The following is an 11,652-nucleotide window of genomic DNA, read 5'->3' as shown; positions in this document are numbered from 1 at the left end:
TTTGCCAGGTCCACCCCGATCATAGTATCCTTCATTTGCCGTCCTCTCCTTCTCGTGGCGTTGAACATCACGACCTTGGCACATTGCGATGCCGTCTGGGGAGGGCGGCAACCATCCCATCTTCTGCGCCTTCACGTAAGGACGCACGTATTCCGGCGACATCAGTCGGACCTCATGTCCCTGGTCGCTCAGAAGCCCACCCAGATGATGCGCGCCGCAGCAGGCTTCCATTGCAACCGTGCAGGGCGCAAGCTTCGAGGCGAAGCCCACAATCGTTTTCGGTTGCATGCGGCGGCGCAGAACCACCTTCCCGTCCGCATCCAATCCCGCAACGCTGCAGCTGTTCTTGCCAAGGTCAATTCCCAGTATCATGATCGTCATGGCTCGTCCTTCTCCGGTTCCAAACACCGGCATCCTAGCGCGATGCCCTCGAAGGAGGGCGGGCCATTCCATAAAAGTCCGCGCACGCACTGGAGCAGGATCGCCCCGACATCCTGAAGCGGCGCCGGGACTGGTTCGACGGCCAGCTCGATCTCGATCCGGCGAAGCTCGTGTTCATCGATGAGACCGGCCTCTCCACAAAGATGGCCCGCCTGCGTGGAAGAGCGCCGCGCGGCGAGCGCTGCCGGGCCGGCGTGCCGCATGGCCACTGGAAGACCACGACCTTCACCGGAGCGCTGCGGCTGACGGGCATGACTGCGCCCTTCGTCTACGACGGCGCTATGAACGGCAACGTGTTCCTGGCCTATGTCGAGCAGGTGCTGGTCCCGACGTTGTCAGAGGGCGACGTAGTCGTCATGGACAACCTGCCCGCCCACAAGGCCGCCGGCGTGCGCGACGCGATTGAGGCCGCAGGCGCGAGCCTGCTCTACCTGCCGCCCTACAGTCCCGACTTCAATCCGATTGAGAACGCCTTCGCCAAACTCAAGGCGCTGCTGCGAGCAAAGGCCGAGAGAACCATCAAGGCTCTGTGGGACGTGGTCGGCGCGGTCGTCGACCTCTTCACCCCAGCCGAATGTGCCAATTACTTCAAAGCCGCAGGATATGAACCGGATTAAACAGGACGTGCTCTAGTGCATCAAGCCTGCCGATCGCAGGGCATCCTCTATGACTTTTCGTATCTCCGCGGCGGAGTTGGGCTTCTGAGAAGGCGGGATGTCTGCACGTTTCGCAGACTGAGGGACATTGGGAACCCCAGCCTTGGGCATCGAAAAAGCGCGCGCGCAACCGGGCGCGAGCGCCTCGCTGTTGGCTCTTGCCGGCTTGGTCTTCGCATCTCGCATTACGCACGGCTTCGCTATTCCCCAGAACCGCGCGATATGCCGGGTAGAGGAGATACCGACGTCCAGCATGAACGGACCCCCAACGCCCAGCGCGGCGTCGCCGGCTGTGTCAAGTGGCGTACCGTGGCCCATTCCGGCGATGCGATATTCCTCGATCAGCTCCTGTCCTTGAGCATTGCACCAGACATACCGTGAATGACCATCCACCATTTCGGATCGGGTCGAACGTGCATCGAGTCCGTGAATGGCCCGCCATTGCTCGACGATGGCATCAGCGTTGGAAGATGATGATCGGCGGAGCCGTGCCAGACCGATATCGTAGGCCAAGGACCTTGGTGCGGCGAGGCATCGCGTAGGGATTTCTGCAATTGCCGACCCGATGGCATGCCATAACCGCGCATGCGGTCGAAGGCGGTCTTTGCGCTCCCGTAGGGCAGGCCGGCGATGATCGCGCCACCGGTAAAAACCTCCGGGTAGCACGCCAGCATCACCGATGCCATGGCGCCTCCCGCGGCGCCCAGGGTCGAGGCCATATTCGACGACAACCGCCTCGATCATCTGCCGGATGGAAAGGGCCTCTCGTTCCGCTTTGTGTCGCTGGGAACGAACCAGTTGAAGCACAGGTTGGGATTGTTGGCGCGTTGCTGCTCGGGAAATAGCAGCGCAAAACCTTCCTGATCGGCAAGTTGCGACCAGCCGGAGCCACTGTCGTAGCCAGCCGCCGTCTGCGTGCAGCCATGCAGCACCACGACGAGAGGCGCCGCTTCGGGCAGATCATCCGGAACGTAGATCCTGGCACGCAAGGCACCCGGATTGGACCCGAAATCGCCAGATCCGATAACCGATCGCGGCATTGGTCTGAAAACCCGGCCCGGCGCGGAATGCGGCGAGGCGGGTGATGGTGTCGGAGATTTTTCGCAAATCAGTATTCCTTGTCGTCGGCCGTTAAGATGGCCACGACGCTGCGCAGAACGCGGATGCAGCAGTATCGTTGCTGCACTGCATAATAACAAGGTTCATTTGAACTGTTGCGGAGGGCCTCCAGGTCACCTCCCGCTCCAAACGGGGCTGGCGTAGTTCGCCTCGCCTAGAAGCCAATACGTCGGCCAAGGGCCAAATTGGCGCTCATACAAAGAAAAAGCCCACTGCCGGAGGAGGTGGCAGTGGGCTCGATTTGAAATGCAGCGCGGGAGGAGGTGCACCGCATTCAGCGTCGGCATCGCATCTGTGAGGAGTAGATGGCCGACAACAGGATCATATCGATCGCCGGATATATTGCAATGCACAAATTGCATATCGCATGTGCGAAAGCGAGACGTGGGTAAGCATCGACATGGTCTCGAAAGGATCCACTCTCAAAATCGTTGCCATAGCTGGCGGCTGTAGAGATTAATAGAGCTGGTCATTTGCTCTCCTTTCCGCTGTCGCAAGGAGGGCAGATCTGCGCCTCGATCAATACGTCGAGCGCTGGCGCTCGTCGGCGACAAGCAGATCCGGCTGCAGCATGAGCGCGCGCGCGTGCCAAGCCGATGCGCTGCCTTTGGCCTCCCGAAAAAGCGTGCGGGCATCGATCGGCCGCACTGCAGCTAAGCCCGGCGCGAACAAGAAGCCGGAACATACGCTCCTCGGGCCTTTCGCGCGAGAGGCCGCTGACGATTGCGGCTTCCGTCGAGATGCGGCGGACGCGATGGCGCGGATTGAGGGAGACGAAGGGATAGCGAACTCGGCCGCGTAGGCGCTGGCCGCGTCAATCGTGCTGATGTCGCCAGGCGTAGCTTCTTCACAAGACGGCGCACATGATGTCGATGTTCAGCTGGAGTACGCGGTGACGGAACCGATTAGCCTTGCTTGCAGCTTCATGCCGGGCTGCGGCGCGATCCGCCACTGATATGGTGGTGGCGTGCCATGGACTGCGTAGTCGCCAACGATGCGATCCTTGAGATGCGTGGGTTGTGCGACGACTGGCTGAAATTTTCTCCTGCGTCCCGGCAAGAGCGAATGAGCGCCGGGTAAGGCGTGGTTTGGTCCCCCCTTTTCCTATTCTGCGCAGATCATGCCGATAGCAGCCGCGCGCTCCCGCACGACCCTCGAGAGATAAGTCAAGCTGCGACCTTCTTGCCGGTCCGCTTCGCCGCGCCGGCGTTTCCGACTCTTTCGGTTTGCGGCCGAGACCCATGGTCTTGGCCAAGGCCGAGCGCGCAGCGGCGTAATTCGGCGCGACCATGGGATAGTCCGCCGGCAGGCCCCATTTGGCGCGATATTCGTCCGGCGTGAGGCCATAGTGGGTCGACAGATGGCGCTTCAGCGATTTGAAGTTCTTTCCATCCTCAAGGCAGATGATGTAGTCCGCCATCACCGACTTCTTGATCGGGACAGCAGGCTTGAGAGCCTGCGGCTGTTCTGCGGAAACGCTGACGGAGGTTCCTTTCAGTGCCGCATGTACTTGGCCGATCAGGGCGGGGAGATCGCCCACTGGGACCGGATTGTTCGAGACATAGGCTGAGACGACGTCGGTGGTAAGCTCGATGAGGGCGTCGAGATTGTGATCGGCTTCTTCTGTCATGAAATTCTCCGGGTGGCTTGAAGACAGCAGGCGAAGTCTCGCTACATAGTGATGGTTGTGGCTGAAGGCAATAAATGTCTCGGCAGCATAATTATCGCCATAAAGCCATTGCTAATAGGCGTTCGCCCCGGAAATCGTTTCGGCTGCCAGGCGCCGGAACCGATATGCAGCCATGCCGTCTTGAGCTCTTGTAATTCCAAAAAAAACGTGACGAAATTCCGCGCTACACGAAAATACGGCCAGGTGAACGAAACCTGGCATTCGTCTTTCGTCAGTGACATTGGCCCAACGGGGCCGGTCTATTCCCGGCGACTTCTACGGATGACTGTTTGTTTTTTTGCGAGCTGATCGGCCTTTCGCCGGAGCTTGGTCCGAGAATGAAGTCAAACACGGGTTGGGGCTGACCGAGCGCTGTCGCCTGCAAGGCTGCCGGAATCCGTGCCGCGGCTTCTGCGTATTCGGCGAGCGCTGCAGGTGACATGCCGAGCGCACGCTCGAAGGTATGATCCGCCGTGTTCAGCCGACGAAGGAGCGCCGCGGCGCGTCCGGCATGACGCATCGCCGCCGCCTGCTTGCCCTCGCGGATCTTCACGCCGGCCGCCGAAAACAGGATCAATCCCTTGAAGAGCGTCCGAAGCGGAGCGCCTCGGTCTGCAACTTGCCACAGACCCTCCCACGCCTCATGGGCTTCCCAGTAATACCCATGGTTGAAGAGGTCGAGACCCCAAAGGAATATGTCTGAGTCCAGCGACGCCTCTGCCGCCAACGGCATGGCTTCGCTATTGTAGCTATGTCCCGCGGGGTCGCGCACGGGATGCGGTTGCCTGCCCGGCAGATACGCATACGATGGAAAGCTCTTTTCCGGCAGCCAGCGCCGGCGCAACATCGAACCAATAGTCATCAAAGCCGTATAGCACACCCGTGGCCCTGAACAGATGCTCAGTTCCGTGCATAGCCGCCGCATCAGGAATGTCTTGGCAAATAGTTGTCAGCCGGTCAGATCTCACGAACCTGCGAGGTTGCGTCGGCGGTCATCGGGCAGTTCATGCGGGCCCTCACTTCGTAGGCGGTCATATTGTGGCTCGGCAGTTAAACGGGGCCTTTCAATTTTGTGTGGTTCATACGCCGTTAGAGAATGACGGCACCCGGGGGTATGTTCTCCTCAGATCAGGCCAGGAAGGAAGATAGATGCCTGAGCAGGTTTCGCCGGACTTCGCGGTGATGCGCAGCCGAACTGCTTACCGAGGATGCAGATCACGCATCCTCTTGAATCGTCATCGCCCTGACAGCACATTTCTGCAATGGTCGGCGGGCGTCGATGCGGCCCGGGTCGTGCAAATTGGCTATGGAGCAGGTGGAGGGGAACGAATGAACGCTGAGGCTTTTAGCAGCCCCATTTTCGTGAAGCGAGCCAGCTATATCGTGCAAGAGATTGCCAGTCTTGCGGACGCTATCGATTTTCTCAATGAGTGGCCCGAGGATCGCAGAGACCTGACCTACGAGACCGCCCTGAGGGCATGTTGTGATGCATATGCCGGGCACATACCGGTAGACGCTGCCAGCAATGCCTTTGTCGGCTTTGCAAAGCGAGTTGCGATATCGGAAGACCCAACCTCCGCCATGCAGTGGATCGCTGCGTGCAAGGCGGGCAGCGGAAAGGTGCAGGCGTAGGCTTGCACCAACTGTGCGACACTGGCGCAAGGCGACATTGTCGAGATTGAGCTAGCCAATCCGCGCCACCCCGACATGAACCAGACAGCGCTCATGACGATCTCTTGGACGCCAGCGACCAAGTTTAGCTGCGAGGGTGCAGCCGAATATTTCGGTAAGGAAATAAATGCGAGCGAGGCTGTCGCCGCTGGGTGTAGAGGGGGGGTGATGACCGGCTCGAGCAGATTTGAAAGGCCAGTCGTTGTTCAAGTCAGCCGTCACAGTTCGGAGCGTGTCGTGTTCGATGTCAATGACGCGTCCAACATCCTGCTGCGGCATCTCCATCGTCAGACCGCGAAGCGCAAGGCAGCAATGGACGCCTGTCTGCAGGTGTTGCGAGGTGAGGCTCATCCACCAGTCGCTCGGCGTGCTTTTGTGGCAGCCGCGCTCGAAGCAAAGCTTCTGCGCAGCGATTGAGAGCTTGGACGCGCGCTCATGAATTTCGTTCATCTCGGACAGAGTGGTCCAGGCGTCTAGCGATTATTCAGCGTTTGTTCATTATGATAGCGCACGATCATAACTGGACATGCTGGTAGCTCGTACATGCCTGAAGGCCCTGCGCGCCGACCCAGCGCCGGGGCCTTTTTACTTCCGCAAAATCGATTCTCCAGCAACGCGGGCACTTCGCAGGATGTCGCAATCCCGCGCTTGCGATGATACGCAGTACAGCGAATTGCGCGAGTCAAACGAATATGGGTTCCTCAAAATAAAGACTCGTCGACACCGATCCTGATGGATCGAGCCTCGACGACGAAATCAACCATCTTCAAACGGAATTGTTCAACGTTGCCGAGAGCCCGGTGTGCCGTCGAAGCCGACATTCGCGAGGTCGGCGGTCAACAACGATCATGGTGATCGCCAGCATATTTCGTATTCACATAACCGCCGTCGGCCGCATCGGTGCCGAGACCAGAAGTCGCTGATCGTATATGTCAGTTTTCGCAGCGGACGTACGCCATGATGTGAGTCTTGTCTTCCAAGCGCCCATGTGGCCGGGTAGGGTTTGCAAGGGGGGCGAACAACCGGATGAACGAACGGAATGATACTGGAAAAACTGCGCGCCTGTTGGGCGTTTAGCCCGACCGTCGATAGGAATGTCGCCCTGGTCGAAGGTTTTCTGAAGGGCAAGAGTTTCGCCGACCTAGCGCAAGAACATAGCCTGTCGAAATTGAGGGTGCGCCAAATCATCGAGAAGGCTGATCGGCTCGTGGGCGGCGGCATCCTGACCAAGGCTGAACCGTCCAAGGCCTCGCCTCGATCCGATTTCATGGTCGACTATCCATATGTGTGGAACCTGGCCGAGATGCACCGGCTCGGTAGCGTCACGCCGCATCATTTCTTTGCGGAGCTGGAACGCGCAGGATCGCTGGAGCGGCTGGTTGACAAGATGAAGCGGTTGCCGTGGCGCGCACCAACGACACGTGAGCTGGCGCGCCTCGTGTGGCTAAGGGGGAGGGGCGAGAGCCCATGGCCTGCAATGAAGCGATCGAGCGTTGCGATCGTGGAACCAAGCTGCCCGGTCGACCATCCGGATCGCGGCCTTCAATGCCAGCTCGCCTTGGAACCCGCCTTCCAGCAATTGGCTGAGCGGGCAGCGGAATCCGGCTGGACCGAGAACGAGATAGCCTACGCGCTCCTCGAACTCGCCGGCGCGCGCCTCAAGAGCAACTCCGCCAATTGTGAGACTGAGAGGGCGAATGCTGCCGCCGCTCCACACAAAGTGAGGAAGAACCGTTTTGCGTGCAAAGGGCGACGTCGGACTCGTCCAAGAACCTAGCTGCGGCTTTCGCAAAAAATTTAGCCAGCTACCGACAATACGGGCTAAGGTCTCAGCGAAATGGATGGCCGGGCCTTTGAAGAAAAAGAAACTGGGGAAGCGAGCGCGCCGTGGTAAGCCCATCGCACAGGTTGCCGCTTTGCCTTATCGCCGCGCTGCAGACGGAGACACTGAAATCTTGCTGCTAACGTCTCGGCAAACGGGCCGCTTCATCTTGCCCAAGGGGTGGCCGATGAAGGGTCGACCAGACCGCGAGGCTGCAGCTCAAGAGGCGGGTGAGGAAGCCGGAGTAGTGGGCACTTTGCATGAGCAATCCGTTGGCAGCTTCCATTATTGGAAACGATTGAAGGACACGTTTGTCCCGATAACCGTTAACGTATACCCGCTTCACGTGCAGCAGGAGCTGGATGAATGGAAGGAGCAGAAGTATCGAAGACGGGCCTGGCTTAAGCCGGATCAAGCAGCACTCCTGGTCGATGAACCGGAGTTGGCTGCCCTACTGGAATCTATAGCGCCTGAACTGGCTCATTTCTGAACGCTACAGGATAAAACATGCTCAATTGGTTTCGTGCGCTGTTGCCCCGCGAGGACAAGTTCTTCGACCTCTTCGCCATTCCCGCATCCTGGTCGCCGGCGCCGAGGCGCTGCAGAAGCTGCTCGATGGCGGCGAGGGCGTCGAGCGCCATTGCCGTGAGATCGTCGAGCTCGAGGACCAGGCCGACGTGGTCACCTGCGAGGTGCTGCTCGCCGTGCGCAAGAGCTTCATCACCCCTTTTGACCGTGGCGACATCAAGGACCTGATCCAGTCGATGGATGACGCCATCGACATGATGCACAAGGTGGTCAAGATGGTGAGGCTGTTCGAGCAAACGAGCTTCGAGCCGCGTATGCGCGAGATGGGCGCCGTCATCGTCGAGGCCGCGCATCTGACCGCCGAGGCGATCCCGCTGCTGGAAAAGTCGGTGCCAACGTCACACGGCTCGGCGCTCTTGCCGAGGAGATCACCAAGGTCGAGGAGCGCGCCGACGGGCTGCACGACGCAGGCCTGAAGGAACTGTTCCAGAGGCACGGCAGGACCGACGCCATGGCGTGGATCGTCGGCAGCGAGCTCTATGGCCAGCTGGAAAAGGTGGTCGACCGCTTCGAAGACGTCGCCAACGAGATCAGCGGCATCGTGATCGAGAACGTTTGAGCGGATGGACCCCACTCTCGCCTTTCCGCTTCTCGTCGGCCTGATCGGCGTCGCTTTGTTCTTCGATTTCCTGAACGGCCTGCATGACGCTGCGAACTCCATCGCCACCGTCGTCTCGACGCGTGTGCTGCGCCCGCAATATGCGGTCTTCTGGGCTGCCTTCTTCAATTTTATAGCCTTCATATTCTTCGGTCTCCACGTCGCCGAGACCATCGGCAGGGGCATCGTCAGCGCCGACATCGTGACGCCGCAGGTCGTGTTCGCGGCGCTCGTCGGCGCAATCGCCTGGAACATCATCACCTGGCTCTACGGCATACCCTCGTCGAGCTCGCATGCGCTGATCGGCGGGCTGGTCGGCGGGGCTGTCGCCAAGGCGGGAAGCGTCGCCATCGTCTGGTCGGGGCTGCTGAAGACGGTCGCGGCCATCGTGCTGTCGCCCTCACCGGCTTCGTGCTGGCGCTGGTGCTGATACTCACCGTCTCCTGGATTTTCGTGCGCCAGACGCCGTTCGCGGTCGACAATACCTTCCGCACCCTGCAATTCGTGTCGGCGTCGCTCTATTCGCTCGGCCATGGCGGCAATGATGCGCAGAAGACAATGGGCATCATCGCGGTGCTGCTCTACTCGCAGGCCATGCTTGGCGGCGAGTTCTACGTGCCGTTCTGGGTGGTGATCACCTGCCAGGCGATGCTGGCGCTAGGCACGCTGTTTGGCGGCTGGCGCATCGTCCACACGATGGGCTCGAAGATCACCCGGCTCAATCCGATGCAGGGTTTCTGCGCCGAGACTGGCGGCGCGATCACGCTGTTCGGCGCGACTTGGCTTGGCATTCCGGTTTCCACTATCCACACGATCACTGGCGCGATCGTCGGTGTCGGCGCGGCGCGCCGCATCTCGGCCGTCCGCTGGGGCATAGCCGGCTCGATCGTGATCGCCTGGGTCATCACCATGCCATCTACGGCGCTGATTGCTGCTTGCTGTTATGGAATCGTGGCACTCTTCAGTTAATGCGGAGCCCGGAAGTTTGACTGACGATCGCGAAGGTCGACTGCTGCCGTTGCGCGAAGATCAGCTTTGGAGAGCGGCCAGAATGTCGCGAAATGGCGCGACCGAGCCGGCCGAAGGATTCGTTCTGCCGTACAGCCGCGGAGCGTTCTTCGTCGCGGTTGGGCGGCGAGCCGACTTTTCTGGCTGCGTGCGCCGCAGACCGGTTGACGTTAGAAAGAGGCCATTCCTTCTGTTTCCGATCAAGTAGGGCTCACAAGAAGCTATCCAACTGGACTCTGGCTCAATCTGCTGTTCATTGTAACGCATGGGCAACCGAAAATCCTCGGGGGAAAGCAGGCCACCCCCGTTGTACAATCTCGGTTCAACTGGCCTTGCCGAAGCGATCTTGCAGACCATGGATCAGCCGCTGCTGGTCCTAAGATACGACCTTACGGTCGAGGAAGCCAATTCGGCGTTCTATAGGCTGTTCAAGGTCGACGCCGAAGAGACCCGCGGGCGCCTGCTCTACGAACTCGGCAATGGCCAGTGGAATATCCCCGAGCTCCGTCGGCTCCTGGAAGAGATCCTGCCGCAGCAGTCGGTAGTGGAGCACTACCGGCTAGAGCATAAGTTCCCGGAGATCGGCAAAAGGATCATGATCCTGAACGCGAGGCGGCTGCCGCCCGAGGGCGACCGCCCTGAACTGATCCTTTTGGTCATCTCAGATCGCACCGAGACCGAACAGGCCCGGTTCGAACTCGAAGGCCACGTCGAGTTCGGGGAAAAGCTGATCGACAGTATCCGGGAGGCGCTGCTGGTGCTCGATTGGGATCTGAAGGTGGTTCGCGCCAACCAGCCCTTCTACGACGCCTTCCAGGTGTCTCCTGCCGACACTAAGGGGCGGCTTATCTACGAGCTCGGCAATCGGCAATGGGATATCCCGCGTCTGAGAGAGCTGCTTGAGAACGTCCTGCCCGACAACAACGCCTTCGATGATGTGGAAGTGGAGCATGATTTTGAGCACGTTGGCCGCCGCATCATGCTCATCAACGGCCGACGCCTCGACCATCTGGACCTCATCTTGCTGGCGATCCGCGACGTCACCGAGCAGCGCCGCATGGAGAAGGAGCGGGAAACGCGGGTGGGCGAGCTCCATCACCGGATAAAGAACGTCCTAACCACCGTCGATGCGCTGGTAAGACGAACGCTGCGCGACAGTGGTTCGCTTGAGGAATTCGGCCACGCCTTCGAGAGCAGGCTCGGTGCCATGGCACGCACGCAGGATCTGTTGGTGCGCGCGCCGAAAGGAAGTGTTGATATGTCCGAAATTCTGCGGCTGGAGCTGCAGGCGCATGGCGGACGGGAAGGTGGGAATTTCAATCTCGACGGCCCCGCAATCGCGCTACCGCAAGATGCGGTCCAGGCATTCGCAATGGCCGTTCACGAACTCACCACCAACGCAGTCAAGCATGGCGCGTTTGCTTCGCATGAGGGGCGAGTTGAGATTAGATGGACGTTGGAGGCGGGCGAAGAGGGCGCGACGCTTGTAATGTTTCGCTGGCGGGAACGCTGCCCGATCATAATCAGCCCCAGCCGCACCGGCTACGGCACGAGCGTCCTAGAGGCCGCGTTCCGCCATACCCTGAAGGGCAGCTCCCGGCTTACGCTGCATCCTGATGGAGCTGAATTTTCGGCTGAGTTCCAGGTCTAATACCCCGCGGACATGTCGAGGCTGCGAGGACTGCCGCCAAATCCCGTATCCACATGATAGTGTCAGGCTGCGGTTCTGCATGCTGGCACAGCAACCGGTCTGGATCGAACGGGTTCTCCCATGGCCCGAAACGACCGCTGCCGAGGGTTCCGCAGTCATTCCTCCCATCGCCCCGGCGTCTCGAATGGGTCGCGTCAAGTCATAGCGCGAACGGCAGGTTTGTAGATGCGCCATGAAGGTCAGCAAAGGGCGCTCCTTGCTCCTTCCGGTGGTCGACACAGTTGATGCGAGCAGACCCGGGACAGTCCTTCAAAACGAGCACCCAAGAAAATCACCGTTTGTTCTCCCTTAGCGTTGTTTGGCGTACTTTCAACGCGTTGCCCTCTTCCTGCGCTTCGCTCCGTGCAGACCGGGGAGACCCCTCCGCCC

8 protein-coding genes and 6 pseudogenes are annotated in these 11,652 nt (G+C 59.9%); 8 read left to right on the top strand and 6 right to left on the bottom strand.

Features of this window, described 5'->3' with window-relative positions:
* A pseudogene (locus EOA85_RS14880) lies at positions 1–381 on the bottom strand (hypothetical protein); the annotation flags it as partial.
* A gap of 74 nt (positions 382–455) precedes the next feature.
* Here EOA85_RS14880 and EOA85_RS14875 point away from each other — a divergent pair.
* Positions 456–1,058: pseudogene (locus EOA85_RS14875) on the top strand (IS630 family transposase); the annotation flags it as partial.
* Positions 1,059–1,070: 12 nt separating this feature from the next.
* Here the strand turns inward: EOA85_RS14875 and EOA85_RS38980 are convergent.
* The 5 genes and pseudogenes from EOA85_RS38980 to EOA85_RS14855 all read right to left on the bottom strand — a co-directional run bounded on the left by EOA85_RS38980 (position 1,071) and on the right by EOA85_RS14855 (position 4,732).
* The gene (locus EOA85_RS38980) at positions 1,071–1,610 is read right to left on the bottom strand and encodes a hypothetical protein (RefSeq protein ID WP_245485769.1); all 540 of its coding nucleotides are present in this window, start codon (positions 1,608–1,610) and stop codon (positions 1,071–1,073) included.
* Positions 1,611–1,630: 20 nt separating this feature from the next.
* Positions 1,631–2,137 (bottom strand): annotated as a pseudogene (locus EOA85_RS38975) (PHB depolymerase family esterase); the annotation flags it as partial.
* Between the two features lie 598 nt (positions 2,138–2,735).
* Positions 2,736–2,864: a hypothetical protein gene (locus EOA85_RS39875; RefSeq protein WP_281033739.1), complete on the bottom strand. Its 129-nt coding sequence runs from the start codon at positions 2,862–2,864 to the stop codon at positions 2,736–2,738.
* A 518-nt stretch (positions 2,865–3,382) separates the two neighbouring features.
* A pseudogene (locus EOA85_RS14860) lies at positions 3,383–3,846 on the bottom strand (MucR family transcriptional regulator).
* 271 nt (positions 3,847–4,117) lie between these two features.
* Entirely contained in the window at positions 4,118–4,732 is a 615-nt protein-coding gene (locus EOA85_RS14855; protein ID WP_127209964.1) for a DUF309 domain-containing protein, read from the bottom strand.
* A 482-nt stretch (positions 4,733–5,214) separates the two neighbouring features.
* Here EOA85_RS14855 and EOA85_RS14850 point away from each other — a divergent pair, with 482 nt between their 5' ends.
* The 7 genes and pseudogenes from EOA85_RS14850 (at position 5,215) to EOA85_RS14820 (ending at position 11,223) form a co-directional block, all read left to right on the top strand.
* Positions 5,215–5,517 (top strand): DUF982 domain-containing protein, encoded by a 303-nt coding sequence (locus EOA85_RS14850; RefSeq protein ID WP_127209966.1) that lies wholly within the window; start codon positions 5,215–5,217, stop codon positions 5,515–5,517.
* A gap of 75 nt (positions 5,518–5,592) precedes the next feature.
* Entirely contained in the window at positions 5,593–5,973 is a 381-nt protein-coding gene (locus EOA85_RS14845; protein ID WP_348627908.1) for a DUF982 domain-containing protein, read from the top strand.
* Positions 5,974–6,595: 622 nt separating this feature from the next.
* Positions 6,596–7,333 (top strand): hypothetical protein, encoded by a 738-nt coding sequence (locus EOA85_RS14840; protein WP_245485766.1) that lies wholly within the window; start codon positions 6,596–6,598, stop codon positions 7,331–7,333.
* A gap of 76 nt (positions 7,334–7,409) precedes the next feature.
* A complete protein-coding gene (locus EOA85_RS14835) occupies positions 7,410–7,868 on the top strand; it encodes an NUDIX hydrolase (RefSeq protein ID WP_348627907.1) in 459 nt (152 codons plus the stop codon).
* Positions 7,869–7,885: 17 nt separating this feature from the next.
* Positions 7,886–8,525 (top strand): annotated as a pseudogene (locus tag EOA85_RS14830) (DUF47 domain-containing protein).
* A gap of 4 nt (positions 8,526–8,529) precedes the next feature.
* Positions 8,530–9,533 (top strand): annotated as a pseudogene (locus EOA85_RS14825) (inorganic phosphate transporter).
* Between the two features lie 385 nt (positions 9,534–9,918).
* Complete coding sequence (locus EOA85_RS14820) at positions 9,919–11,223, top strand: HWE histidine kinase domain-containing protein (protein WP_281033738.1); 1,305 nt, start codon at positions 9,919–9,921, stop codon at positions 11,221–11,223.
* Positions 11,224–11,652 lie beyond the last annotated feature (429 nt).

Origin of the sequence: Mesorhizobium sp. M5C.F.Ca.IN.020.29.1.1 (assembly GCF_003997375.1) — a bacterium.
In the GTDB taxonomy this organism is placed as follows: domain Bacteria; phylum Pseudomonadota; class Alphaproteobacteria; order Rhizobiales; family Rhizobiaceae; genus Mesorhizobium; species Mesorhizobium wenxiniae.
This window is presented reverse-complemented; position numbering and strand designations above follow the sequence as displayed.